We start from the raw sequence: 26,996 nt of genomic DNA on the forward strand, positions 1-26,996 counted from the left end.
CGCCCACTGCACTGCGGGCGATTAGTTTACTTTATCCTCAGCCGGATGTCTTTCTACTAACGGGTCATTTTCTGAAAATGCATCACTCTGCGCTAACTGCGCGAGGTCGGAAGAAATCGGTCGTTTAATTTCAACTCCCAAGTGTTTAAAGCTTTCGGCTTGGCGAATCACATTTCCGCGCCCTGTGGCAAGCTTGTTCATCGCACCTTGATAGCTTTGATTCGCCTTATCCAGCGCACCGCCGAGCCCCTCCATGTCGTCTACAAACAATCGTAATTTGTCGTAGAGTTTTGTCGCACGCTGCGCAATCATTTTGGCGTTTTCATTTTGGCGTTCATTGCGCCATAGATTATCAATGGTGCGCAGTGCCACCAGCAACGTTGTTGGGCTCACCAAAATGATGTTTTGCTCCATCGCGTCTTTGATCAAACTTGGATCGGCTTGAATCGCGACTTGGAACGCCGGCTCAACCGGGATAAACATCAGAACATAGTCCAAACTCTGAATACCTTTGAGTTTGTGGTAGTCCTTCATGCTTAACCCTTTGATATGTGCACGTAGAGCAGCTAAGTGCGCATTCAAAGCCTGATCGCGCTCAGCATCAGTTTCGGCGTTGAAGTAGCGCTCATAAGCAACCAGCGCCATTTTAGAATCCACAACCACTTGTTTGTTTTGTGGGAGATGCACAATGACATCAGGTTGGTAACGCTTGCCTGCTTCATTTTGTAAGTTCACCTGAGTCTGATATTCGTGCCCTTCACGCAAGCCAGATTCGGCAAGTACCCTAGCGAGCACCACTTCGCCCCAGTTACCTTGCTGTTTGTTGTCCCCTTTCAACGCTTGGGTCAAATTAACCGCTTCGCGCGTCATTTGCTCGTTCAAACGTTGCAGGTTTTTCAGCTCATGCACTAGGGTATGGCGCTCTTTAGCTTCTTGGCTAAAGCTGTCATTAACGTGCTTTTTGAACCCTTCTAACTGTTCTCTAAGCGGTGACAACAAGCCTTCTAAACTCTGACGGTTTTGCAAATCGACCTTCGCGGTTTTTTCTTCAAACAATTGGTTGGCCAAGTGCTCAAATTGTTGTTTCAAGCGTGCTTCCGCTTGTTCTAAAATTTGCAGTTTTTCGGCATTAGCTTGGTTAATTTGCTCATGGCGAGCTTGCTGTTCACGCAGCTGCGTTTCTAGACGTGATTTGTGTTCACGCATTTGACCAAGCTCATCAAAGTATTGCTGGCGCTCTTGCTTTACAGCCTCGAAGTAACGCAGTTTTTCCATTGCTGCCATCAGCTTTCCATGTGTTTGGCGTACTTCAAACGCGGCTTTATCGCGCTCATCATCTAATTCATCCAACTCTTGCTGGGCATCGGCAAGGCTTTGCTTGACCTGTTCAAGTTGCTGTTGATGAAGCTGTTTTTCTGAAAAAAGTTGTTGCTCGAGAAGCTGAGTTTGGGTGATAAAACGCTGTTTCACCCACCAACCGGCAGCGACACCACTAAGCGTGGCAGCACAAAGAGAAGAGAGAATGAGAGATTGGTACTCAAGAATCCATTGCATAATAGCGAGTTAGCCTGTGTTTTGTATCTATAACAATGGTATTTAGACACTGGATAAATGTCCAGTTTGTTGGATGAAAAATCCTCGCATACACTAGGCCTTCCTATAATATTCTTTCTTCCGCTCAAATTATCCAAACCGAGCGGCACATCATCACGCAGAGGCATCATGAACGAGCGTCGCGCCCTAGGATTTGGGCTCTCAGCAGTATTACTTTGGTCTACCGTTGCAACCGCATTTAAACTCACGTTGGCAGAATTTACGCCGATTCAAATGCTATGTATTGCCAGCATCATCTCTGCGATTGCGCTAACAGTAATCTGTGGTGTGCAAGGTAAACTGGGCCAGCTAAGCGCTACATTTTTCTCAAACCCTTGGTATTACCTACTGCTTGGGTTGATTAACCCTTTGGCGTATTACGTTATTCTGTTCAAAGCATATGACTTGCTGCCCGCATCTCAGGCTCAAGCGATCAACTACAGCTGGGCCATCACCTTAACGCTAATGGCTGCTGTTTTCTTAGGACAAAAGATCCGTGGTAAGGACTGGCTGGCTTGCGGTTTTAGTTATGTCGGCGTGATAGTGATTGCCACACAAGGCAATCTTTTAGGCATGGAATTTGAGAGCCCGTTGGGTGTTGGTCTTGCGCTGCTATCAACGCTACTGTGGGCCGGTTACTGGATTTTAAATACCAAAAATAAGGCCGACCCTGTGGTTGGCGTTCTGCTCGGCTTTTTGGTCGCTATTCCATTCGCCATTGGTTTAAGTCTTTATGAAGGTGCTGACTGGCAGGCAATCTCAGCTAAAGGCTGGGCAGCGGTGACGTATGTCGGACTGTTTGAAATGGGGATCACTTTCGTTTTGTGGCTGAGCGCACTCAAATCAACGCAAAACACCGCGCGTATCAGTAATCTGATCTTTGCTTCTCCATTTATCTCACTCATGTTGTTAGCTACCATCATCGGCGAAGAAATTCACCCTTCAACCTTGATTGGCCTGGTATTGATCATCAGTGGCTTAGTCATTCAGCAAGTCTCATGGGGCAAGAAAACCAAAGCGGTAAACGCTTCTTAATCACCTATCAAAAGCCCTAAAAAACGATGCAATAAGTTGGATAAAAAAGAGATATAGATAACATTTTAATGATAGAAAGCACTTTACGCTGCTAGGATTTAGCTACGCGTTGGATACGATACTCACAAAGCCCAATAGCTTACGCTAGATTCTAATATAATTACCTTTGGGCGATTTAGGACTCGTTATTAATTATGTTTCGCTTCGCTATTCCTTCGCCTTTGATGGCAGACTGGCAACACGTTCTGCGACAATGCTGTAATGTAACTCAAGCTCAGGGACAGCTTTATACTCTGAGCGATACTCAGCAGTGGCTATCGACTGAGGTGTCCACCTCAACCCAAAATCATCGTGCTATCGTCGATGTGATAACGCAAGTTGTCGATCACTTTACGCCGACAGATTTTACAGTTAGCCATACCCCCTTTGAAGAGCAAACCTTGAGCATTGGACCGATTTGGCTACCTAATGGCGAATTGCTTGCCGTACTGACACTGACTCACCCTAATGATCAATCAACGGTTGTTTCGGCATGGCTAAGCGCAATCGCGGGGCGGATCAGCTTTGATATCAACTTGCACTGTCAGCAAGAACAAACGCGACATCAAAGCGCGGAAATAAAGCCAACACCAACACTACAAGAGTTTATCGACTGCCTTGAAGACCACGTATGGATAAAAGGCATAGATGGTCTTTATTCGATGACCAACCGAAGCGTAGAAAATGCGTGGCAAAAAACCAACAGTGAAATCATTGGAAAAGACGATTTTGCTCTGTTTAGCCATGAACGTGCGGAAAAATTCATTGATGCCGATAAATTGGTGGTAGCCACGGGCACGCAAAATATTGTTGAAGAATGCCGTCAAATTGATGAAAACAATAACCCCACTTGGCTAGAAACCATTAAGTCTCCTGTCCGTGATCATGCGGGAAACTTAATCGGCATTCTGGGGATGACACGTAACATCACCCGCCGAAAAATGGTAGAAACGCAGCTCTCCTTAGCGTCCCAAATTTTCAACAATTCGCAAGAAGGCATGGTCATTACAGACCGCAATGCCAACATCATTGATGTAAACACGGCTTTTACCCAAATTACAGGTTACCGCTCTGAAGAGGTGATAGGAAAAAACCCACGAATTCTGCGCTCAGGCCATCATGATCAAGGTTTCTATCAACAGTTGTGGCATCAACTCGAAAACAAAGGCCAATGGAAAGGCGAATTCATCAACAGAAAGAAAGATGGCAGCATTTATCCGCAATTAGCGACCATTAGCGCCGTAATGGACGATAAAAACCACCTTATTAACTACATTTGTGTGTTTGAAGATATCTCTGTGCGTAAGGCACACGAAGAAAAGCTGCAGCGCATGGCTTTTTACGATCCATTAACCAATCTACCTAATCGCACTCATTTACTTAGCTTACTCGAGCAACACATCGAAACCGGACACAAAAGCCAGCAGACGTTTGCCACCCTATTCTTAGATATCGACCATTTCAAACACATCAACGATAGCATGGGCCACTTCTGTGGTGACCAATTGCTGTCTAAGTTAGCGATTCGTCTGCAAGATGTGCTTCACCTCAATGCGCATGTGGCTCGCATTGGCGGCGATGAATTTGTGATTATTTTGCCAGACATCCATAGTGATGTTGCCTTACTGGAAACCGTCGGCGATATTCTAAGCGTATTCCAGCAACCATTCGACTTGGCAAACCACGACTCACTTCGTGTCTCGACAAGTATTGGTATTGCCTTGTACCCAAGAGACGGTCAAGACAGTGAAACCTTACTGAAAAACGCAGACACCGCGATGTACTTAGCGAAGAAAAATGGACGCAACGGCTACGCGTTTTACTCACCGGATTTGACCGATAAATCCGTATCCCATGTACGCATTCAATCCGCTTTGCATCAAGCAATAGAAAAACAACAACTCCGGTTAGAATTCCAACCGCAATACAATTTGGAACAAAATACGATTGTCGGCGTGGAAGCTTTATTACGCTGGCAGCATCCAGAGTTTGGCCTTGTACCACCAGCAGACTTTATTCCAATTGCAGAAAAAACAGGGCTGATTCAAAGCATTGGTGAGTGGGTGTTACAACAAGCCTGTTTGCAAGGTAATGCTTGGCTGGACCAGGGCATCGAGTTTGGCAAAATCGCCGTCAATGTTTCTGCGTTGCAGCTTCAGCAGTCAAATTTCATTCAGCGATTAAGTACCATCCTCGATAACACCGGATACCCTGCCCAACGGTTAGATTTGGAGATCACAGAGAGCTTTTTACTGATCGACCCTCAACAAGCCATTGCATCGTTAAATCAATTACGAGAACTGGGTATTGAGATTTCTCTGGATGACTTTGGAACTGGCTATTCGTCTTTGTCTTACTTGAAAGGTTTGCCAATCAACAAACTGAAAATTGACCGCTCATTTGTCAGTGATGTCCCAAGTAATAGCGACAGCAACGCGATTGTGAATGCCATTATTGCCATGGGAAAAACGCTGTCGTTGAAAGTCGTCGCGGAAGGGATAGAAACTCGGGAACAAGCCGATTATTTATTCGAAAAAGGCTGTATTTATGGTCAGGGATATTTATTTAGTCAGCCAGTGAGCGCTGAAAAACTGTTTCGTTGAACCAGCTTGCTCCTCAAGTCACTCTCGCGGTGCCACGTCCGCGGAGGTGATTTGTTTTGCTTGATTTTGGGTTGATTGGCATAGCTCTAGACGATCAACCAAAATATTGATACAAACCAGCAACGGCACACCGATCAATAGTCCCATTCCGCCCCAAAGCCAGCCCCAAAAAACAAGCCAAACAAAAATCACTAACGGGTTTAAGTTAAACCTTTTCCCCAATAGTGTTGGTGTAACAAACTGACTCTCAATCAAATTGAGCAGTAAATAGATAGACACCACCGTCAGCATAAAACTGACCGACTCCAACTGAAGATAAGCAACAAAGCCAAAGCTCACCATGGATATGACAGGGCCGAGGTACGGCGCAAAATTCATCACGCCTGCAAATGCGCCCCATAGAAATGGATCTTCAAGGCCTAGAACAAAAAACACGGCCCCGACACTCAACCCCAGCCCAGCATTCACTAAAGTGATGGTGCCAATGTATCGAGATAGGTCTTTCTGTAGCGCTTTGACCAACTCAATCGCTTGGCGCTGTTTGGCGAACCCATGTAAGTAAGACACTGACTTTCGAAATAAGCTTCGTCCATGATTGAGCATAAAGTAAACCATAAACAGCACGATCATCGCTTGTGTCAAAATCGTCGGCGTAGTGGTCGCGAGCGTTTTTACCAAAGAAAATACGGTGTTGTTCCCGACCTCATCCATACTCATATCGTTGGCGATATTCAATGGAGTATTAAGGTGATCAGCCGAAGCTTTAGTAACTTCGCTTACTTCTTGCGACACATTTTTCACGATACTGGGCAGCTCAGACCACCATTGCTTGGCGGGCTCCGACATGGCGGCAAGACCAATAATTGAGGCGCCAACGAGGAATGACAGCGTCAACACGACGGTAATAGCACGTGGTAAACCTTTGTCTTCAAGATAATTAATGAAAGGGCTGCACAGCAGAGAAATAAAGGTGCTAAGCACAATAGGTAACAATATTGGCTTGGCAAAATACAGCCCTGGGACGAGTAACAGGACGAGAAGCGTTGCGCCAATCGCAGTGTTGGCAGGAATGTTCAATTTCGCTGTCATAATAAGCTCAGAATCGGTAAGAAAATTTTGCGGTGAAATCCGCTATTAGAGTGGTTCGCCCTCTGTCGTCGCAGCGTTGCTTACTTGTGTTGCTGCATTTCCATTTTGCTCCGCATCTGACTCATCCAGAGAAGCTGCCGCGACCGGCTTTGTGAGCGAATCGGTAATATCAGACACGCTGCTAACCAATAGCCCCATTGACGAAATAGAAGAAGTCAGTCGAGACAATCGACCTGCTTTTGCTGCGGTAACGGCAACGACAGCACTAATGCCTAATGTCGTCCAAGGGTTTTCTCTCACAAACTTCTTGGTGGTAAACGTGAACATTTCCATCGACAAACAGCATTGCTCTAGAGACGCTTTACCTTCCATCCGCTTGATCCGCATGGCTCGATTGAGCTTTTGTAGCGAGCGCATCCCACCCCTCCTGTAATTGTTCTGTCGTATTTTTGAATCCAAGAAATCCAACTAAACGCTTCTGCCACCAGGCTAAAGCAAATAATGCCAAGCCTAATGATGTGATAAATACACCCACGGCAACATACACGTTGGCAGTTAACTGATAAGCCACCACCCCAGAGGCAAGGCACAAACTGAATACAAACAATACCGACAATAGAGTAAAAACAACGGTACACAGCAAAATCTGACGCACTGCGGACACGTTAACTTTCATCTCCAAGAGGAACAAATCCAACGTTGAACCTGACCATACTTTTAGCGATTTCGTCAGTTGGTCCAATTGCGCAAGAATGCTGCTCAAACCATTAATGGTTTGTTGGATATCCTGTTCTTCTGCCCCATCAGGGGCTCGGCCGCTGTCTGAAGCCGCCGAGCCTGATTGCTGATTGGTAACTTGCCCTGAGTTATTCATGTGAAGCCTCGCCTTTCTGTTGTGTGGCTTAATCCTTGGTGACCACTATTATTTGATCAGCTTCGAAACCGCCCAACCAGCAAGGAAGGCACAGCCTATGCTCAGCAATGGGCGCTCCTTGATTACATTTTCTGCCGACTTGGTCGCCTGCTGAACTTGCTGTGCACCGACATCCAGCTTCTCTTTGGCTTGGTCTTTCATCGCGCCAACAGCTTCCGTCGTGGCTTGCTCCGCTAAGTGATATGCTTCTTCTAACTGCTCTTGAGGTTTTACTGTGCTTTCTTTTGTAGTAGCCATAACTAGCCTCCATTAATGAGTTGAGTAGTGAATCAAGTGAAACAATGTTTGACCTCACTTACTCCCTACAAAGCCATATCCATGCCAGAATTTTAAGGTATTGTTTTTTATTGGTTTTATTTTTGTTTCGATAAAAAGCCGTATCTGTACGTGTAATTCTTTCCAGGCTTTCCCCGCCATTCTTGTAATTTTTTCTTAGCGCCTTACCGACTGTTAGCAAGTTATTGCAAAACAAGACATTAAGCCACTGATTAATAAGACTTAAAGTTCATTGGCATACAACCTGCTACTGAAGACGAAACATCGTGTTTGTATTCCATACGCTCAAACACCCCTATCACCAGTAAATAAGGAGTGGCATATGAAAAATGAAAACATCGCCTCAATCATTGAGCTTATCGAAAGCGGAAATGAAATTTACAACAAGGCCATCGAGAACATCGACAACACTTCTTTGAATAATGTGTTGGTAGAACTGCTCAGAGTACGTGAGCGTGCAGTCATTGAGCTCACTCCCTACTCTCTAGCAAGTAACAATGAAGAATCTGCCGACGACACTCCGGTTTCCTACACCATCAAGGCGCGTGAGGTTTACAGCGACGTGATGAAGGAAGTGTCCTCTGACAAAGAGTCAATGTATTTAGAACAGCTTGAAGGTGTCGAAAGCAAGGTACTCAAAGAGATTGAGAATTTGATTACTTCCCACCCAGAGCAGGCGGATAACTCGGTTCTGCTGAAAGTTCGTAGCGATATAAAAAGCTGCAAAGAAAAACTCAGCAGCATCAGCCTTATTAGCTAAAACCTGGTGGTCGCCTTTGCAACAAAGCTCGGTATTGAGCAAAGAAATGGCCAACTTGCTTTGGCCATTTCTGACAAGCCCACAGGCGCATTAACATAACCATCACGAGAAATGTCCCACGACAATAGTCATAAATAAAGAGGTCACTATGACATTGGATAACAATCGAGTAAGGGAGCTACTCGTAAAAATGACACACCATCGCCAAACGTGTTTGCCTCTCGTTAACCCGCAATCACATATGACACTCGCAAGAGCGGCATATCGATTCGTGAAAATAGAAAAAGTGATGATCAAAAAGATGGCGAAGCTGTTCTTCGATCAAGATGGTGAACAATTCATTGCAGAAAATGCCACCGAATACGGCGTTGCCGAGTTAGGCAATTACAAAGAAATGCATTTTATGAATAAATTACTGTTAGATGATTTAAAAGCCCTGCTTAGAGCCATTGACGACACCAACTTAACCGCACTTGTTTCTTATTGGTTAGCTGCTTTACAAGTTGAAAACGATGAAATTGAAAAGCACTTACCTCAGGGTGAGTAATTGTACTCGCCCTTCTTTCTTTCACTTTGTTTAAACCACATCCCCAATCAACCTAGTAAAAGGTGCAGATAGAAAAAAAGCCGCTGCATCTACGCAGCGACCTTAATAGCCTTTTTACGACGCACACCAAATCATCAAACAACACAGAAAAAGCGCCATGTAGAATACGAAGCAAATGGCGCGTTATCCGCGGATTACAGTGTTAAAGCGAAGCTGATTTACGTCTCTGGCTTGGAACAAATACGTTCAATGACTTTGGACGCAGCTTGATTGCCAGTTGCTCATCAGAATACAGTTCACCATCAATCACATACTCAATCGGTTTATTCGCAGAAATAGTGACGCTCTGAGCCGTCGCGTATTGAAAATGTGTCGATTCTTCCTGTGCGCCTACGCTCGTTAATGTCAGATCCGACAATGCGATAAGACGTCCGCCTAAAGACTCGGTGTTATCTAAATATGTGATATGCAGCTTGCCATCATCAGGCTGCGGCGCATCACCACCTTGGGCAAGCAACGTACTAAATGGAGCGATATTCGCAACGACAAAACTATGGACTTCAAGCGTTTGTGTATTCTTGTCGTGGTTTCCATCTTCAGTTGGAGCGTCTAACGATACGGTTAAAGCTTGCGTTTCTTCCGCCACTACAGCATTAAAAAAGCCGGTGAGGTAAGCGAGTTGTCCAAAAACATTTTTCTCTTCTCGCTGAGCGTGCTCGATCATTTTCTGTTCTAGCCCAATGCCTAAGACCAATAAAATAAGCCGCTGATTACATTCCGCAGTATCAATACGTTGGCAGTGTCCGCCAAGCAACGCTTCACACGCTTTTTCGACCGGTGAGAATTTTGCGCCAACGCCATAGAGCACATGACATAACGCATTGGCAGTTCCGAGCGGAACAATACCGAGTTTTAGGTCGGTATCCACCAATTGGCTAGCCACCTCTGTTACTGTGCCATCGCCACCAGCTACGATGATTTGCTTAGCTCCACTTTCTTTTGCCTGTTGTGTTAGCTGCTCGGCGCTGAGGTTTGTGGTGGTTTGATGAATACTCAAGCGATATTTTTTGGTTAGCTCACGAATCAAGTGCTGTTCGTTTTCCTCCCATTTGCCGCCACCTGAAACAGGGTTAACCACCATCCAAGTGGATTGATCCAGCCCCAGTACGCCTTTTTCACTGATCGCTCGTAACGTCCTAATCTGTAATTTATTTAATCTCGCGGTACTACGTACGTCATTGATTTTTTTCATCACAGATTCAACCGTCAGTGACGGGTCTTTGCTCAGTAAATACGCCGCCACAACAAACACTGAACGACCACGCCCTAACGCACAATGCACAACCACAGCCCGCGAGCACGAGATTTGAGTATCAATCCAGTTAATCGCATGGCGAAGGCGCTCTAGCGTTGGGGCTTTGTGGTCGAGTACCGGAATCGAAAGGTAATGAAACTGCTTGTCGGTCATCGCACTTTCAAGGCCTGCAAATTCTGCGGTGACATCGACAATACAAGAGATCTCATTGGATTCGAGAAAATCTAAGTCACTCTGAAACAAACGGCGAGATAGGTATAAATTGTCGCTGACTTTTTGGATTGGAGGCACAGTATCACGCCGTCTTTCCCAGGCGTTATACGCTCTAGCCCCCAATAAAAATGGAATGAATGCCCAGCGAATCCACCTGACAATCTTGCCATCTTGGTTTTTTCTAAAAATAGAGGGAATGTCGAATACGTAGGCTACGCTGACCAACGCTAAAGAAAGAGATATCCACAAGAACAGCAGACTAACGATAATTTGAGGCGTATATATAGCGGCCAATAAACTGATCAGAGCGCCAAGAATATAATATTTGATGATAAACATTCGCTCTCCTTGCCTTCAGCGAGTGCACTTTTTAGTGGAAGTTAGAATACGCGGGGGATTGAGCTTGGATACATGAACTTGAGTAAACGCCTTGATTGAGTGCCTTCCCGTGCCGAAATGGCACGAAAAGGTCCAACACTCTACCTAGCTTGCCATCTCTTCAACATAACCATCCGCTAGTTTCATTTTCTGCTTATCGGTCATTACCTTACCGGCTAACTGGAAGAAACGCTGCTCTTCTTCCTCAAGATGGTGCAACACTTTGTGACGCAAGGTTTTCATTAGGTTGAGCCACGCTGGCGAGCTCATATCGGTTGCATCAAGCTGTGCAATCACTTTATCAATTTCATGATGCTCTGCGATGCCATGGCGAGTGAGATCAATGGTCTTATCGCTATCTATTAAAGGCGCGTAGAAAAATCGCTCTTCTGCCGCTGCGTGCTGTTCGAGTTCCTCTTTAAGGTTGTGGTAAAACTCTTCACGAGCGGGGGAATCTCCAGACGTTTCCATCAGAGCATCGAGTAAAAGGCGCTGCTTTTCATGACTCTCTTTCAGTACATCAAATATGTTTTTCATCTTTGACTCCTTATCTGATTGTAAACAATTGGGACAAAAGGAAGGGCGGTGATTGACCGCCCCTCTCTTACATAGCTATGCGTAAAAACCTAACCTGATTCGGCTAACAATCTTGGTCTTCAGCGTTTAGGTTTTCTTTAATGTTTTCACATTCATCTTCAATCGCATTTTGGGTTTCTTCGGCGGCTTCATCTATCTTTTTGCCGGCCTGTTCCATTGGCCCTTCTTCACTACAAGCTGCCAACGCAAACACCAAACCGAATACTGCGGCGATACGGTAAATAAATGACGTAAGTCGCATGGAATCTCCTATCTATTTACGTTTTTTCTTCCCAGCAGAACAATCACTATTGATACAATTAATGACAATAGGAATAGGTAAAATATCACTTGCGCGATAGAGGCAGCAGCTCCTGCAATACCGGTAAAGCCTAATAGTGCAGAAATTAGTGCCAGTGCCAGAAAAATAAACATCCAACGAACCATAGTGTTACCTCCTAATAAAAGTGGGTTAAATCACTCGGCTCGCTATTATTGAACCACTTCTAGCTTATCAATCACCTTATTTACGTCATTGGTGTTATTTGCAATTGAAATTGCAAGATCATGCTCCGCATCTGAATTAACTTTACCTGCCAACGTTACCGTTTTGCGTTCTGTCGTTACATCAATATCCGTACCACTCACATTGGTATCCATTAGTAGGCGCGTTTTAACTATAGTCGTGATTTTAGAATCGGTCAGTGTAGCTAAAGCTTCTGAATCAGTTTCTTTCTTGCCTTCATTCACTACTGACAATTCGTTGTTTACTTTTTTCACACCATCAAGACCAGTAACAAGCTCTTCGGCAAGTGATTTTTCAAGATCATTGTTTACCGAACCAGAAAGGGTAACGACCTGATTCTCTACATCGGTATTGATATCAAAAGAGTTGAGATTGCTGTTTAGCAGTAGTGTGGTTTCAGCTTTACCATCTAGCCAAGCGTCCATGGATTCTTTTTCCCATTTATCACTCGCTAAGACTGCTGTAGATGAAGTAGCAAGAACTGACGTAAGTACAATTTTAGCTGCGATGTTATTCATGGTAATTCTCCTTTATTGACGTTGCACTTCCCTAGGAGCAAACCATGTGCCAACTTTATAACTCATTGTTTTTAATTGACTAATAAAGGAAAGAGGTAAAAATGAGATGAGCAATAAAGTATAAGCATGAATTATTTACACGTAAAAAATGTAATTTTTAATCGGTGATAAAGCCTCCGTCACTTGTGCCTAAATAACCTGATAAAACAGAAAGGCTATTTCCCCAGAATCAATTAATAGCAAACTTATTATTTTAAAAATAAAAATCTGAACAAAAGGAAATATCTACTGATGGCTCTCACCGATATATATCAAAAAGGGGCTAACAACATAAAAATACCGAACAAATCCTTAAATCTATGCTGACAATATTTTGTCTTGTGAAGTGAGAATAATCCACGTACATTGTTTCTGTCATAGTAAAGAGGACATTTCTATGTCGATGCCAAGCCTGTTTCTAAGAATACAAGATCCATCACTTAAAAATGCCATCGCTTCTTGCCAGGAACTGAACAAATTTCGTCTGCATGACATCGATGCCGCAGACCAATGGATTGAAGATTTCCTACAACTCAAACCGGAAGTTGCGATTGTTGAAGTCGCCCACTTTACTAGTGCAGATTATCAACGTCTTTCTAATATCGAAGACATCTACGATATGGACTTGATCATCATTAGCTCTGGCGCTCCAAACGAGAACTTGGATAAGCTGATGAACTTGGGTGCTATTTTTCACTACAGAAAGCCCGTTGATATTGCCATTCTGACGGACACCCTGAGTGAAGTCAGCCAGTACTATCAACACAAACAAGATCAAGGGCGTAAAGTGTCCACCAGCGATCTTGACCAATTTGGTCTTTTGGTCGGCTCTTCCTCTCCGATGCATCAGCTCTATCGTATGATCAGGCGCGTTGCTAAAACAGAAGCCAACGTCCTTATTGTCGGTGAAAGTGGATCAGGCAAAGAACTGGTGGCGCAGACCATCCACTTAGCGAGTGAGCGTAAACAGCAGCCCTTTATAGCGATTAACTGTGGTGCCATTAGCCCTGAATTGGTTGATAGTGAACTGTTTGGCCATGAGAAAGGCGCTTTTACCGGAGCAAATAAAACTCACCAAGGTGTATTTAAGCAGGCAGAGGGCGGCACCCTATTTTTAGATGAAATCACCGAGATGCCTATCGAGCATCAAGTGAAGCTATTGCGGGTGCTAGAAACCGGAGAGTATCGCCCAGTTGGCAGTAATACAGTTCATATCGCTAATACTCGCATCATTGCTGCTACAAACCGTGATCCTAAAATCGCCATTGAGGAGCAGTTCCTGCGTGAAGATCTGTTTTTCCGCTTATCGCATTTCCCATTAACGATACCGCCACTGCGAGAACGAGGCGGTGATATCGTCGGTCTGGCCAAGCACTTTATTGCGCACCGCAACGCCAATGAGGCAAAAACCAAAACGATTCTTGACTCTGCGATCCAAAAAATCGCTGCACACGACTGGCCAGGTAATGTCCGTGAGCTCAAACACACGATCGAGCGTGCATTTATTTTGGCTGATGACACCATCCGAGATGAACACCTGATCTTCGACACACCACCATTGGAAACAGGCACCAGCATCGAAGACCTTGTTCCGGCGGGCGTTTCGCTAGAAGAGCTAGAAAAAGCCGCCATTCTCAATACCCTTGAAGAGAATCAAGGCAATAAAACGGAATCAGCGCAGGAGTTAGGCATTAGCGTGAAAACGCTCTATAACAAACTCGAAAAGTATCAAGACGAGTAACTCGCTATGAGAATACAAAAAGAGTACTGAATACAACTCAGTGCTCTTTTTGTATCTTATCTTTTATGCAGTTAGGCTGCGTTTGGTGTTTGATTAAACCCACTGCCCCGCAACAAAACCGCTCGACCAGCACCACTGAAAATTGTAGCCCCCTAGCCAACCAGTCACATCCATCACCTCACCAATAAAATAAAGCCCTTTAATGTCTTTGCATTCCATGGTTTTCGAGGATAAGTGATCAGTATCGACACCGCCGAGTGTCACTTCCGCAGTTCGGTAGCCTTCAGTGCCATTCGGGGCGATATCCCAATGCTCTAGGCGCTCCACAATCGCCGCAAGCTCCTTTTGATTGAACTGTTTTAGCGGTTTATCGACTAGCTCTTTACGTTCAATTAAGACTTCAACCAGACGCTTAGGCAGCACTTTGGCAAGCGTATTCTTGAGTGACTGATTTGGATGCTTCTCACGACTGCGTTCTAATAACTCAGCAACATCATCGTTTGGCACAAGATTGATCAACACCTTTTGTCCGGCCCGCCAGAATGAAGAAATCTGTAACACTGCTGGACCAGATAACCCACGATGTGTGAACAACAGGGCTTCTTTGAACATGGTGCCATCTTCAGCCGTAATTTCCGCAGGTACCGCGATACCAGATAACTCAGCAAAGTCTTCTTTGTCTTCTTTATGCAGAGTAAATGGTACAAGACCTGCCGTGGTTGGGATAACTCGAAGACCAAATTGTTCCGCGACTTTATAACCAAATGGTGTCGCTCCCAGTTTTGGCATCGACAAGCCACCTGTTGCGATAACTAAAGACTCACATTCGACAATCTCAGTACCAGCATGCAAACGAAAGCCTTCATCAATTTTTTCAATCGAATGAACATCGCATTGGTAACGCTGCTCGATGTTCGGCATGTCACACTCAGCTAACAACATCTTCACGATATCTTTGGCCGTAAATGCATCGACACAAAACAACTGGCCGTGATCACGCTCTTCGAACTCAATGCCATGTTTACACACCATCGAGATGAAATCCCAGTTAGTGTATTGGGAGAGCGCCGACTTAACAAAGTGCGGGTTTTGACACAAATAGTGATTAGCTGAAACGTCGTAGTTAGTGAAGTTACAACGACCACCGCCCGAGATAAGGATTTTACGTCCTGGCTTTTTAGCATGATCGAGCACCAAAACACGGCGGCCTCGCTTGCCTGCTTCTGCAGCACACATTAAACCTGCTGCGCCTGCGCCAATTACAACAACATCAAATTTCTTACTCATCGGTAGCTCTTAGACTGATTGGTATCGAATCAAAATAAAAAAGGATGTGCACATTGCACATCCTTGCTTTCTAGGCGCGACATTCTACCGACAAATACCGAAAGGGAAAAGCGCTTAAACTCTAAGCGCTCTGTATGTCCGCAAAATCTCAGACAGAACAACTATCTAGATTATTGACTCTTAGAGAATGAAGGCTGCAAGTAGCGTCACGCCGAGCAACGCGGTCGATAGAACAAACAATTCACGCACTCTTTCACACTTACCAGTAAAAATTTCATCGTGGTGATGATGATATTCTTTACTTTTAATGTAGTGATACAACCTCACCTGCTTGGTGACATTTCCATGAGTGGTAAAAAAACCATTACCATCAACTTGCTGATATAACAGCGGATGCGCTTCACGCATGATATAAATTAGAGAACGAAGAGCGGTGAGATACCGGACCATATTAACTCCAGTTACCACCATTAGCGCAAATAAGATTGTGTCTCCACTGATCATCTTTTCCTCCCTACATCTTCAACAATGCTCAAGAGAAAAAGACGATCAACACTTCGTCTTTACCCGCTACTTACAACGTCCCAAAACGCGTTTACGCAGCTGGAGCATCCATGATTGAAGATGAACCTTCTTTCGCCATTTGTGCTAGATCTTTGTCAATGAAGAACAACGCTTTACCGTCTTCACCTACCAGTTCGATCTTATCTAAAATCCCTTTAAACAACTTCTCTTCTTCGTGCTGTTCTGACACGTACCACTGTAGGAAGTTAAACGTTGAGTAGTCTTGGCTAGTAAATGCAACGTGCGCCAGTTTGTTGATTTTTTCCGTGATCATTTGCTCATGTTCAAATGTCTCGCGGAAAACGTCACCTAGGCTCGCAAAGTCATGCTTTGGCGCATCAATAGCGCCTAAGATTGGCATTGAGCCAGTTTCACTCACGTAAGTGAATAGGCGTTGCATGTGCTCCATTTCTTCTACGGCGTGAGCGCGTAAAAATTCAGCCGCACCTTCAAAACCTTTGTCTTCACACCAAGCACTCATTTGTAAGTATAGATTGGATGAGAAAAATTCTAGGTTAATTTGCTCATTCAATTGTTCGACCATAGTTTGAGACAGCATGTTAACTCCTATTATTGTGCATGCAATATACCCAAGTAACCTCGAAATAAATGACGCTGCGAGAATAGCTTGGTCTGGCAGACACGGCGAAGTTTCACTTCAACTCTAGTCAGTAACACTACGCTTATTTCAGCATATCAAAGTCACTTGGGTATAACGCCACTATAACATGATTACTGAGACAAGACTTTGTACCTACGGCACCGATATGAGATCACTTCAGCAAATTTTTTTTGGGGTTGGTGCTAATCTAAAACTATGACCTTACAAGGAGATAGCAATATGAGTTACAAACACATACTTGTGGCAGTCGACCTTTCAGACGACAGTAAAGTGTTGATTAAGAAAGCCGTATCACTGGCTAAACCTCTGGATGCGAAAGTCTCTTTTATTCACATCGACGTGAACTACGCAGAACTCTACACCGGGCTTATCGATATCAATATGGCAGAAGCGCAACATCAAGCAATGGAAGCATCGCGCACACAATTGGCAAACTTCGCTGAATATGCGCAATACCCAATTGCCCATACTTTAGTCGGTAGTGGCGATTTGAGTAATGAGCTGTGCGATACCATTCAAGATTACAGTATTGATTTGGTGGTTTGTGGTCATCACCAAGATTTCTGGAGCAAGATTCTATCTTCGACTCGACAGCTGATTAACTGCTCACCAGTCGATATGCTGGTCGTACCGCTAAAAGACTGATTGGCGCAGCGATAAAACTTGGTTAGACTGCGGGCACATTTGTTGTTGATAAAGATTCTCATCCATGGCTTATCTATCCGCAGTTACCCTACTTTGGGCATTCTCATTTAGCCTGATCGGCGTTTACCTCGCCGGTCAGGTTGATTCTTGGTTCTCGGTGTTCATGCGCGTGGCACTGGCGAGCCTGGTTTTCATTCCCTTTTTGAAATTCCGTGGCGTTAGCAAACCCCTGATCGCGAAACTGATGACCGTCGGTGGCTTCCAGCTCGGCTTGATGTATTGCTTCTACTACCAATCTTTTTTGCTCCTTTCCGTGCCAGAAGTATTGCTGTTCACCGTATTCACACCCATTTACGTCACGCTAATCTATGACTTCTTGAAAGGTCGCTTTTCACCTTGGTACTTAGTTACCGCTGCAATAGCCGTATTTGGTGCCGCCTGGATTAAATTTGCAGGCATTAATGAAGATTTCCTACTGGGCTTTTTGGTCGTACAAGGAGCAAACCTCTGCTTTGCCATCGGTCAGGTGGGCTACAAATATATCATGGAGAGTGAACCCGTCGATTTGCCACAACACACCGTGTTTGGCTACTTCTACTTAGGTGCACTTTGTGTAGCAACCGTGGCTTTCGCGCTCATGGGTAACCTCGACAAACTACCTACCACTGCAACACAATGGGGCATTCTGACATACCTTGGGTTGATTGCTTCTGGTTTTGGTTACTTTGCTTGGAACAAAGGCGCGACTATGGTGAACGCAGGTGCACTGGCAGTAATGAACAATGCATTGGTTCCGGCGGGCTTGATTGTAAACATTGTGATTTGGAACCGCGATGTTGATGTCATGCGACTCGCCATTGGCGGTGCGATCATCATGCTATCCCTATGGATTAACGAAACCTGGGTGAAAAAGCGCGTAGAGATGAGCTACGCCAATAAGTAACGCAGCTAATCCTATAAACATTTCGACAATAAAAAACGCTCTCCGACTGGAGAGCGTTTTTTTATTTGATTAATGCACTTTGGCTTGTGAGATTGCGTTCATCAAAGCATTAGGTGGCGTTGGCAGCAACACTTCTAGTTTCGCATTACGCGCTTCCAGTTTACGCTGACGCTTAAGTAACTTTTGTTGTTTTTTCGCCACTTTTAGCAACTTCTTTTGCTGCTTATAGTGCTTTTTCAGTGCTTTTTTCGCTTTCTTGAGCGATTTTTTATCCGCTAAATCAAACCATACTGATGCGTCGGCTCTTACTGGCTCCGGAGATTTTTCGGCTTGTTTTTTCTCTTTCACGCGCTCAACAACACGCTTCACAATCGCGGCTTTTTCGTTGCTTTGTTTAGTGGTCACTGGAATCGCTTGTGATGGCAGAGCTTCAACCAATAAGCCACATGCTTGTTGCTCACTCAATGGCTTGTCTTGGCATTTTTGTGGAGGAATTGCGGCTGGCTTACAAAGGGTATCTTTGGCCGATGAAGAGCGTGCGCAAGAACGACAAACGAATTTTGGTGCGACAACTAAACGATGGATATCACCAAGTTCTGCCGCGATCTGTTTGCGACTCATTTTACATAAACGTTTAGCCATTCTACTACTCCAGCTTCCCAGTTATCGACCGCATCACAACAAGTGAAATAATAATAATTCTTAGTTAGATATACAGTCAGGAAAGGGAATTAGCAAGAGAAAACTATCAATAGAGACGAGGAAAGAGAAGCTGAGTCACAGCACGATACACCGTACTGTGACAAGAAAAGTTGAGCCGTCAGGAAGTTATGCCATCGATGCTTTAACATAGACATCGAAGCGATTTTTTTTCGTTTCAATCGCCATGGTCGGTTTTTTCTCGTTCAGCCAGTTAGCATAGTCTGGGCGTTTAACTACTACACGCTTTGTGGCTAACGCCATGGCTGGTTCTAGTAGGCCATCGGCGTCCAAATCGGCGCCAACCAACGATTGGAAAACGCGCATTTCTTTTTTCACGAGCGCCGACTTCTTTTTATTTTCTGGATGCGGATACATCGGGTCAAGATACACCACATCTGGCTGGACAAAGTCTTTATCTTGCGCCAATTGTTCCAACGCATCATGGCTAGAAGCATGGATTAGCGACATGCGCTCAGATACCCAGGTGCCGATTTCTGGGTCTTGTTTCGCTCGATCCAAGCCATCATCTAACAAAGCCGCAACGACTGGATGACGCTCGACCATCTGCACTTTACAACCTAGTGAGGCGAGCACAAACGCATCACGACCAAGACCTGCCGTGCCGTCTAACACGGTTGGCGTTGCCCCTTTGTTCAACCCCGCCGCTTTCGCAATTGCCTGACCTTTACCACCACCGAACTTGCGACGATGACCGACCGCACCACCAATCAAATCCACAAAGATTGCACCCAGCTTTGGCTCATCCACTTTACGTAGCTCCAAACGCTCGGTGGTTAGCACCAAAGCAAAATCGCTATCGTCAGTATGAGAAAGCCGCCAACGCGCAGCGAGTTCATCAAGATGAGATTGTTGAGACAGGTTTTCACAGATCAATTGCAGTTGCAAAAGGAGGCTCCAATAAAAATCGAGGTAACTGGCGCTGAGTGTATACCTAAGTTACCTATTAATGCTAGGTTGAGCTTGCTACGCAGAGGTTATACAACCGTCAGTTGCTCCACTAGCTCAGAAAGCGGCTTAGGATGACCAATACCGTAGCCTTGGCCGTAGTCCACACCGAGGTCTATCAAATGCTGCATGACCTGGTCATTTTCGACAAACTCCGCCACCGTCACTTTGCCTAGTTGTTTCGCCAAGTCATTGATTGAACGAACCATCACGCGGTCCATTTCATTTACGTTGATATCTTGCACGAAAAGACCATCAATTTTCACGATATCGACAGGAAGTTTCTTTAAGTAACCAAATGAAGACAATCCAGATCCGAAATCATCCAATGCAATCATGCAACCCAAAGCCTTTAGCTTGGTAAACAGCTCAATGGCTTGATCCAGATTGCTCATCGCCGCTGTCTCGGTGATTTCTAAGCAGATTTTTTCACACGGCAGAGTCGAACTTTCCAATCGCTCCAATAAGAAGTCAATAAACTCTTGATTCCCCATAGATTGACCTGAAAGGTTTATCGAACAGCGACCAAGCTGTTCAATCACCTCAGGACGCTGTTCAAACCACTCTAGCGTTTGAGTAATAACCTGCTTATCAATCCAATGGGCAATGTTGTAGCGCTCGGAAGCAGGGATAAACAGCGCAGGAGAAACATAATCACCGTACCCATTGCGAATACGCACCAAAATCTCAAAATACATTTGAGTCTCGTGCTTTTGTAAGCTTTTTATCGGTTGAGCAAACAGTTCTAAACGTTGATTCGACAATGCCTCATGCACCAAATTGACGCTCTGCATTTCCATCTGACGACGCTGCAACTCTTCGTTATCTAAGCTGAATAGATTATAGCGGTTACGGCCTTGCTCTTTAGCGGCGTGACAAGCAGAGTCTGCTTGAGCGTGCACCATTTGTGGCGTATCAGCGGTATGATCGATGATACGGATACCAATTGAGCAACTGATGAACAGGCGTGTGTCTTCCCAAATAAAGAGGTGTTCGCTTAGTGTCGAGATGATCAGTTTGGCAATATTGATGGCGCCATATTCGTCACAGTCTTTGAGTAACACCGCAAACTCATCGCCTCCCATTCGAGCCAAGATGGAATTGTACGGCAGAACGCCTTCCAGCATACTGGCGCAGAATTGAATCGCCGCATCACCTGCATCATGCCCAACCGTATCATTGAGGACTTTTAGCTGATCTAAGTCGAGGTACAGCATGGCGTGGACTCGACGATGGCTGTCCACTTCGCACAGTGCGGTCTTAAGCTCTAGTTCAAAATGGTTTCTGTTGTAAGTCCCCGTCAGTAAGTCATAGCGAGCTTGGTATTCCAATTTCTCGGAGAGCAGTTTGGTTTCGGTAATATCTTCGCCCACAATCAGCAGTTGCTCAGATTCACTCAGCGGACGAATATTCTCGCGCACCCAAACACGATGACCATTTGCATGACGATACTCGACTTCACGTCGCCAAACACCATGCACTTGCTGGTTGGGTTGCAATAACACTTGGCGAGGGAACAGCACTTTGTCATCAAAATAGAACTCCCTCAGGCGATGTCCGAGCATGTCCATCGGTTTGTAGCCAAGAAGTAGTTGAGCAAATCGATTCACTTCTTGAATTCGGTTATTACTATCAAGTGTCACCATCATCACGGGCTGCTGCTCGTAATAGTTGCGTAAGGTTGACTCACGTTGGTAGAGCTTGTCCTCCATCAATTTACGACTGGTAATATCGCGCGCTTCAAACAAGTATTGCTTATGATTCCCTACTTGCTGAGAAAAAGGCTTGAGCGAAACTTCTAACACCAATGCGCCGTGTTCTTTACTCCAAATTTCAGCTTCAAACGTCGACACTTGATGGTGAGGCGCGTGGAAATACTCCTCAAGCAACGCTTGTGCTTTTTCACTCCAGTTGGGGTGAAACCAAAGTGGTCGGTCTAAACGCAGTCCTTGGTGATAAAGTAAGGATTGAAGGTGATCGTTGCCCGATTTAAGCACACCGTTGGCATCCAAAATGCCCATATACTGCATGCTCTGATCGAAAATCGATTCTAGAATAGCCTGGCTTTCTCGCACAGCGCTCTCACTTCGACGCATCCGCTGTAAATAATAACCCATCAGCAAAATGACCACCGACATCACCACAAACAGGCTACCAAACAGGCGAATTTCCTTGGCAAAACGTTCAGAAAGCTTCATTGGCTTATTAAAAAATACCGCAGAAACCTCTTGTTCAGCCCCCAATCCCCAACGCGCTACCGCTTGGTAATCGAGCTTTATTTCAGAATCACTTTTTTTCACGGCTGGCAGAGGCTGATCAGGGTTATCCAAAACGAATTCAAGCATCTCTGCACTCTCAATACCATGCAGATAACCACTTTGAATAACCCCTCCAACTGCGCCATGACCCAAACCAATGTCATGCACCATAAACAGCGGCGCGTTTGAGACTTTGTTGACACCAACCCAGTCACGCTCGCTGCCTACCATACCTTGTTTATCTCGGTAATAGGTCCAGAACAAGACGACTTTATCGGAACTCAGTTTTGCGACTTGTTGTTTTAGATCGATGATACTGTCTGGGACAACTTGTACGATTTTGTCTCGATATTGCGGGAACTTGAGGACAAAATTGTCGATTTGATAACGCAACACCTCACCGGTCACCGAGTGGTCACTGACGATGAGAACTTGTGTGTAGTTCGGATGTAAGCGCTCAATAAGAGCGAGATTCGCTTCCAAATCGACATCTTCCATGACTCCGGTTGCATTCAGAGAACGATGTAAAGAAGGATGGTAGTTATTAATGCCGTTAAATATAACTGGGGTGTCTTTGATGATTGGGGCTAAACGCTGCATGAGTTCAAGCGCATTGTTATCGCTCACTAAAATGGCATCGAATCGCTCTTTGCGTAATTTCGTAAGATATAAGGATTTTAGTTGTGCAAAAAACTGCTCACTCTGGTTACGTTTCGAGTCTAGATAGAGCACACGCATGTCCAGCGCTCGATCGCCCAGCTGTTGCTCGATGCCTCGCTGTATGGAGTCCGTCCAGAAAAAACCCTGATGATAGGAGTGCACGACCAACACCTTCGGATCTGAGGCCGTAGCAAACGCGCTCCAACATAGCGCGGCAATAACCAGAAAACGCTGCACATTATCTCCATAGCTCGGAGTTAACCCGCAGTTACTCCTGCCAAACCTTGTGAATCCTATCCGCTATGAGTATAAAAGGGAGGTAAAACTCTATCCCTAACGGAAATCATAGTATGAATGCGAGCCTGCCGAAACTCGACGACCTTGACCGCGCAATATTAAAAACACTGATGGCTGACGCCAGAACGCCCTACGCAGAAATGGCAAAGCAGTTCGATGTCAGCCCTGCCACTATCCATGTGCGTATCGAGAAGATGAAGTCGGCGGACATCATCGAAGGAACGGAGGTGATCATCAATACTAAAAAGCTTGGCTACGATGTGTGCTGCTTTATTGGTATTAACCTCAATGCAGCTCGTGATTACCACTCCGCGTTAGAAAAACTCAACGCGCTCGACGAAGTCGTTGAAGCTTACTACACCACGGGCGCGTATAACATATTCGTCAAATTGATGTGCAAATCGATTGAAGAGCTGCAATTTGTACTGATCGACAAGCTGCAAGCCATTGATGAGGTTCAGTCCACGGAGACATTGATATCGTTGCAGAACCCGATCAACCGCAACGTAAATCCGTAAAATTTTTTATAAAAAATGTACAAAAAAGACCAACCGTTCGGTTGGCCTTGATGTTTTTTGCTCAATTTACGCCGCAATACCCGAATGGCGCAACAGTGCATCGATTTGTGGCTCGCGGCCACGGAAGCGCTTAAACAGCTCCATTGGCTCTTCACTGCCCCCCATTTCTAGGATGTTGTTCAGGAAGCTTAGACCCGTCTCTTTGTTGAAGATGCCTTCTTCTTCAAAGCGAGAATACGCGTCTGACGACAGCACTTCAGCCCATAGGTAGCTGTAGTAACCCGCACTGTAGCCACCAGCAAAAATATGGCCGAAGCTGTGTGAGAAACGCGCCCACTCAACCGCAGGAACTACCGCGACTTTCTCTTTCACTTTCGCCAGAGTTTCCAGTACACGCGCACCCACTTCTGGGTCATATTCAGTGTGAAGCGTGAAATCGAACAAGCCGAATTCTAGCTGACGCAAAATACCCATCGCAGATTGGAAGTTTTTCGCTGCGAGCATTTTATCTAGCATCGCTTTCGGTAGCGGCTCACCTGTCTCATAGTGACCAGAAATGAACGCCAGCGCATCCTCTTCCCAACACCAGTTTTCTAGGAACTGACTTGGTAGCTCAACCGCATCCCAAGGCACGCCATTAATACCTGAAACAGCACCTGTATCAACTTGCGTCAACATGTGGTGGATTCCATGACCAAACTCATGGAATAGCGTCACGACTTCATCGTGCGTGAACAGTGCTGGTTTGTCGCCTACAGGACGGTTGAAGTTACACGTTAAATACGCAACCGGCGTTTGCAGCTCGCCAGATAGCGTAACGCGACGACCACGACAATCATCCATCCACGCGCCGCCACGTTTGTGTTCACGAGCGTAGAGATCTAGGTAGAAGCTGCCACGGAGTGTGCCTTCAGCATCAAAGATATCGAAAAAGCGCACGGACTCATGCCAAGTGTCTACGCCTTCGCGCTCAGTAACGGTCATGCCAAACACGCGGTTTAGCACTTCAAACAGACCGCTCACGACTTTTGACTCTGGGAAGTATGGGCGCAGTTCTTCATCCGAAATTTGGAACAGGTGCTGCTTTTGTTTCTCGCTGTAGTAAGCGATATCCCAAACGTTCAGCTCTTCAACACCAAACTCACTTTTCGCAAACTGACGTAACTCTTCGACTTCACGTTCACCTTGCGGTTTCGCTCGTGTCGCTAGGTCATTCAGGAAGCCCAGCACTTGATCCGGCGTTTCAGCCATCTTTGTTGCTAACGACTTTTCACTGTAAGTATTGAAACCTAGCATACGTGAAATTTCATGGCGCAGTTTTAGCTGCTCAGTAATGATTTCTGAGTTATCCCATTTGCCTGCGTTTGGACCTCGATCAGAAGCGCGCGTCACGTACGCTTCGTACACTTCTTTACGCAACTCTTGGTTATCGCAGTACGTCATGACAGGTAGGTAAGATGGGATATCTAGCGTAATGAGGTAACCATCTAACTCTTTTGCTTCTGCGGCAGCTTTCGCTGCTGCCAGCGCCGATTCTGGCATACCTGCTAGGTCTTTCTCGTCTGTGATGTGCTTGGTCCAACCCATGGTGGCATCCAGCACATTGTTAGAGAATTTAGAGCTCAGCTCAGACATACGTTTGCTGATCTCGCCGTAACGGTGCTGCTCATCGGATGGCAAACCAATGCCTGATAACTCGAAATCACGCAGTGCATCAGTGATGGTTTTCTGCTGGGCACGAGTTAACGTTGCAAATTCTTCGCTCGCTTTGATGGTTTTGTACGCTTCGTACAACCCTTTGTGCTGACCAACCCAAGTGCCGTACTCTGACAAAATTGGTAGGCAACTTTCGTAAGCTTCACGTAGCTCTTCGCTGTTCACTACCGAGTTCATGTGACCCACTGGCGACCAGATGCGGCTTAAGCGATCATCCGCTTCTTCAATTGGCGCAATCACACTGTCCCAAGTTGGGTGAGCGTTGTCTTGTAGAACTTCATCGATTTTTGCTCGGCAGTCAGCAATCGCTTGCTCAACGGCAGGCTTGATGTGTTCTGGTTTAATTTGAGAAAACGGAGGTAGGTCCGTAAACGTCAGAAGAGGATTAGACATGAATAATTCCTTTTGTGTTTTGACTCTGTGATTGCCTGTCTATTTTGTGTAGATAGGCCAACTCAATGTACAGACGAGCCAGCAACATGGATTGGGGGAGCTCCGTTCCCTTTCTCTATGCCGCGATGACCATCATATAGTCAACCAGCGCTACTCTGTCCTTGAGTCTTGTTATACCTAAATGAAATTTCACACCCTTTTGAGTGCGAGAAACTCACCTAGTTCAATTCGATTACCAATAGTAAGTGTGGGTGACTTAAAGAAATTTCAATAGCGTCCCCTTATCAGAGGAACAGATTTGATTGGAAGTTCTACATCTTTAAGTTACTTGAGTATAATACCGCCATAGAGTGAAAATCACAGACCACACTCAGCCAAAGAGTGTTTCGAGAGTTTAATTTGTTAAGTTACCGCCACAGCTTCCACGCTGGCAACCATGCCGACGTGGTCAAACACATCGTTCAAAGCCTCATTCTTGATGCGCTGAAACAAAAAGATAAGCCATTCGTTTATCACGATACCCACTCGGGTGTGGGCCGTTACGATCTGACTCACGAATGGTCTGAAAAAACGGGCGAATACAAACAAGGCATCGCACGTATTTGGGATAACCCAAGCATTCCTGAAGACATCAAAAGCTACATCGATGCCATTAAAGTGCTCAACAACGGCGAGAAGCTGCGTTACTACCCAGGCTCACCACGTGTGGCGCGCGCGCAAATCCGCCCACAAGATCGCATGGTGCTGACCGAGTTGCACCCGGCCGATCACCCATTGTTAGAGCAAGAATTCCATCGTGATCGCCAAGTGAGCATCTTCAAAGAGGACGGGTTCCAACGCCTCAAAGCAAGCTTACCGCCACAAGAGCGTCGTGGTTTGGTGCTGATTGACCCACCATACGAACTCGCGAAAGAGTACCGCGATGTGGTGCGAGCGATTCATCAGAGCCATAAACGTTGGGCAACCGGTATCTACGCGATTTGGTACCCAGTGGTAAACCGTCACGACATCGAAGACATGATTGAAGGTCTAGAGAGCCTCGGCATTCGTAAGATTCTGCAAATCGAATTGGGTGTCGCACCCGATACCAACGAGCGCGGCATGACGGCATCCGGCATGATTGTGATTAACCCACCGTGGAAACTGGAAAGCCAGATGAAAGAGATTCTGCCATTCCTGCAAGACGCGATCGCACCAGCAACTGGCCACTGGAAAGTGGACTGGATTGTGCCAGAGTAAGCAC

26 protein-coding genes are annotated in these 26,996 nt (G+C 45.5%); 9 read left to right on the forward strand and 17 right to left on the reverse strand.

Features of this window, described 5'->3' with window-relative positions; translation table 11 throughout:
• Positions 1-21 precede the first annotated feature (21 nt).
• Entirely contained in the window at positions 22-1,554 is a 1,533-nt protein-coding gene (gene rmuC / locus R7M72_RS08095; RefSeq protein WP_033905890.1) for a DNA recombination protein RmuC, read from the reverse strand.
• A gap of 168 nt (positions 1,555-1,722) precedes the next feature.
• On the opposite strand from rmuC, the gene R7M72_RS08100 reads away from it, so the two are divergent.
• Positions 1,723-2,628, forward strand: coding sequence for a DMT family transporter (locus R7M72_RS08100; RefSeq protein WP_262600258.1), 906 nt, complete (start codon positions 1,723-1,725; stop codon positions 2,626-2,628).
• A 194-nt stretch (positions 2,629-2,822) separates the two neighbouring features.
• A complete protein-coding gene (locus R7M72_RS08105) occupies positions 2,823-5,270 on the forward strand; it encodes an EAL domain-containing protein (RefSeq protein ID WP_318056125.1) in 2,448 nt (815 codons plus the stop codon).
• An 18-nt stretch (positions 5,271-5,288) separates the two neighbouring features.
• On the opposite strand, the gene R7M72_RS08110 is transcribed toward R7M72_RS08105, so the two are convergent.
• From R7M72_RS08110 to R7M72_RS08125, 4 genes are read right to left on the reverse strand one after another with little or no spacing between them, the layout of a single operon-like run.
• Positions 5,289-6,359 carry an AI-2E family transporter gene (locus tag R7M72_RS08110; protein ID WP_005379202.1) on the reverse strand — a complete coding sequence of 357 codons (1,071 nt, stop codon included), beginning with the start codon at positions 6,357-6,359 and terminating at the stop codon, positions 5,289-5,291.
• Between the two features lie 45 nt (positions 6,360-6,404).
• The gene (locus R7M72_RS08115) at positions 6,405-6,731 is read right to left on the reverse strand and encodes a hypothetical protein (RefSeq protein ID WP_005379200.1); all 327 of its coding nucleotides are present in this window, start codon (positions 6,729-6,731) and stop codon (positions 6,405-6,407) included.
• On the reverse strand, positions 6,721-7,233 hold the full coding sequence (locus R7M72_RS08120) for a hypothetical protein (RefSeq protein ID WP_033905884.1): 513 nt from the start codon (positions 7,231-7,233) through the stop codon (positions 6,721-6,723). Before R7M72_RS08120 ends, R7M72_RS08115 begins: the two co-directional genes overlap by 11 nt.
• 48 nt (positions 7,234-7,281) lie before the next feature.
• Positions 7,282-7,530: a hypothetical protein gene (locus R7M72_RS08125; RefSeq protein ID WP_005379196.1), complete on the reverse strand. Its 249-nt coding sequence runs from the start codon at positions 7,528-7,530 to the stop codon at positions 7,282-7,284.
• 361 nt (positions 7,531-7,891) lie between these two features.
• On the opposite strand from R7M72_RS08125, the gene R7M72_RS08130 reads away from it, so the two are divergent.
• Together R7M72_RS08130 and R7M72_RS08135 are read left to right on the forward strand one after the other, a co-directional pair.
• Positions 7,892-8,329, forward strand: a complete 438-nt coding sequence (locus R7M72_RS08130) for a DUF2383 domain-containing protein (RefSeq protein WP_005379194.1) — start codon at positions 7,892-7,894, stop codon at positions 8,327-8,329.
• A gap of 148 nt (positions 8,330-8,477) precedes the next feature.
• Positions 8,478-8,876: a hypothetical protein gene (locus tag R7M72_RS08135; protein WP_005379193.1), complete on the forward strand. Its 399-nt coding sequence runs from the start codon at positions 8,478-8,480 to the stop codon at positions 8,874-8,876.
• A 202-nt stretch (positions 8,877-9,078) separates the two neighbouring features.
• Here R7M72_RS08135 and R7M72_RS08140 read toward each other — a convergent pair whose 3' ends face one another.
• From R7M72_RS08140 to R7M72_RS08160, 5 genes are all read right to left on the reverse strand, one after another.
• Entirely contained in the window at positions 9,079-10,743 is a 1,665-nt protein-coding gene (locus tag R7M72_RS08140; protein WP_318056126.1) for a diacylglycerol kinase family protein, read from the reverse strand.
• Between the two features lie 144 nt (positions 10,744-10,887).
• Positions 10,888-11,319: a hemerythrin domain-containing protein gene (locus tag R7M72_RS08145; protein WP_005379185.1), complete on the reverse strand. Its 432-nt coding sequence runs from the start codon at positions 11,317-11,319 to the stop codon at positions 10,888-10,890.
• 103 nt (positions 11,320-11,422) lie between these two features.
• Positions 11,423-11,620, reverse strand: coding sequence for a hypothetical protein (locus tag R7M72_RS08150; protein ID WP_005379178.1), 198 nt, complete (start codon positions 11,618-11,620; stop codon positions 11,423-11,425).
• Positions 11,621-11,628: 8 nt separating this feature from the next.
• Positions 11,629-11,805 carry a DUF1328 family protein gene (locus R7M72_RS08155; RefSeq protein ID WP_005379177.1) on the reverse strand — a complete coding sequence of 59 codons (177 nt, stop codon included), beginning with the start codon at positions 11,803-11,805 and terminating at the stop codon, positions 11,629-11,631.
• Between the two features lie 45 nt (positions 11,806-11,850).
• Positions 11,851-12,402 (reverse strand): BON domain-containing protein, encoded by a 552-nt coding sequence (locus R7M72_RS08160; RefSeq protein WP_005379174.1) that lies wholly within the window; start codon positions 12,400-12,402, stop codon positions 11,851-11,853.
• 436 nt (positions 12,403-12,838) lie between these two features.
• Here R7M72_RS08160 and R7M72_RS08165 point away from each other — a divergent pair, with 436 nt between their 5' ends.
• On the forward strand, positions 12,839-14,182 hold the full coding sequence (locus R7M72_RS08165) for a sigma-54 interaction domain-containing protein (protein WP_005382945.1): 1,344 nt from the start codon (positions 12,839-12,841) through the stop codon (positions 14,180-14,182).
• Positions 14,183-14,275: 93 nt separating this feature from the next.
• Here R7M72_RS08165 and R7M72_RS08170 read toward each other — a convergent pair whose 3' ends face one another.
• The 3 genes from R7M72_RS08170 to ftnA form a co-directional block, all read right to left on the reverse strand.
• Positions 14,276-15,469 carry an NAD(P)/FAD-dependent oxidoreductase gene (locus R7M72_RS08170; protein WP_005382944.1) on the reverse strand — a complete coding sequence of 398 codons (1,194 nt, stop codon included), beginning with the start codon at positions 15,467-15,469 and terminating at the stop codon, positions 14,276-14,278.
• A 180-nt stretch (positions 15,470-15,649) separates the two neighbouring features.
• A complete protein-coding gene (gene uspB / locus R7M72_RS08175) occupies positions 15,650-15,973 on the reverse strand; it encodes a universal stress protein UspB (protein ID WP_005379169.1) in 324 nt (107 codons plus the stop codon).
• A 91-nt stretch (positions 15,974-16,064) separates the two neighbouring features.
• Positions 16,065-16,592, reverse strand: a complete 528-nt coding sequence (gene ftnA / locus R7M72_RS08180; RefSeq protein WP_005379167.1) for a non-heme ferritin — start codon at positions 16,590-16,592, stop codon at positions 16,065-16,067.
• A gap of 282 nt (positions 16,593-16,874) precedes the next feature.
• On the opposite strand from ftnA, the gene uspA reads away from it, so the two are divergent.
• Positions 16,875-17,300: a universal stress protein UspA gene (gene uspA / locus R7M72_RS08185; RefSeq protein WP_005379165.1), complete on the forward strand. Its 426-nt coding sequence runs from the start codon at positions 16,875-16,877 to the stop codon at positions 17,298-17,300.
• 64 nt (positions 17,301-17,364) lie between these two features.
• Positions 17,365-18,243, forward strand: coding sequence for a carboxylate/amino acid/amine transporter (locus tag R7M72_RS08190; RefSeq protein ID WP_017635030.1), 879 nt, complete (start codon positions 17,365-17,367; stop codon positions 18,241-18,243).
• 69 nt (positions 18,244-18,312) lie between these two features.
• Here R7M72_RS08190 and R7M72_RS08195 read toward each other — a convergent pair whose 3' ends face one another.
• From R7M72_RS08195 to R7M72_RS08205, 3 genes are all read right to left on the reverse strand, one after another.
• A complete protein-coding gene (locus R7M72_RS08195) occupies positions 18,313-18,885 on the reverse strand; it encodes a hypothetical protein (RefSeq protein ID WP_017821113.1) in 573 nt (190 codons plus the stop codon).
• Between the two features lie 186 nt (positions 18,886-19,071).
• Positions 19,072-19,851, reverse strand: a complete 780-nt coding sequence (locus R7M72_RS08200) for a class I SAM-dependent methyltransferase (protein ID WP_025768285.1) — start codon at positions 19,849-19,851, stop codon at positions 19,072-19,074.
• A gap of 89 nt (positions 19,852-19,940) precedes the next feature.
• Positions 19,941-23,066: an EAL domain-containing protein gene (locus R7M72_RS08205; RefSeq protein ID WP_318056127.1), complete on the reverse strand. Its 3,126-nt coding sequence runs from the start codon at positions 23,064-23,066 to the stop codon at positions 19,941-19,943.
• Positions 23,067-23,179: 113 nt separating this feature from the next.
• Here R7M72_RS08205 and asnC point away from each other — a divergent pair, with 113 nt between their 5' ends.
• On the forward strand, positions 23,180-23,644 hold the full coding sequence (gene asnC, locus R7M72_RS08210; protein ID WP_005389595.1) for a transcriptional regulator AsnC: 465 nt from the start codon (positions 23,180-23,182) through the stop codon (positions 23,642-23,644).
• Positions 23,645-23,710: 66 nt separating this feature from the next.
• On the opposite strand, the gene prlC is transcribed toward asnC, so the two are convergent.
• Positions 23,711-25,753 carry an oligopeptidase A gene (prlC, locus tag R7M72_RS08215; protein ID WP_017635033.1) on the reverse strand — a complete coding sequence of 681 codons (2,043 nt, stop codon included), beginning with the start codon at positions 25,751-25,753 and terminating at the stop codon, positions 23,711-23,713.
• 399 nt (positions 25,754-26,152) lie between these two features.
• Between prlC and R7M72_RS08220 the strand changes: the two genes are divergently transcribed.
• Entirely contained in the window at positions 26,153-26,992 is an 840-nt protein-coding gene (locus R7M72_RS08220; protein ID WP_115386381.1) for a 23S rRNA (adenine(2030)-N(6))-methyltransferase RlmJ, read from the forward strand.
• Positions 26,993-26,996: the final 4 nt, after the last annotated feature.

It is taken from the genome of Vibrio sp. YT-18 (assembly GCF_033337345.1).
In the GTDB taxonomy this organism is placed as follows: Bacteria; Pseudomonadota; Gammaproteobacteria; order Enterobacterales; family Vibrionaceae; genus Vibrio; species Vibrio alginolyticus.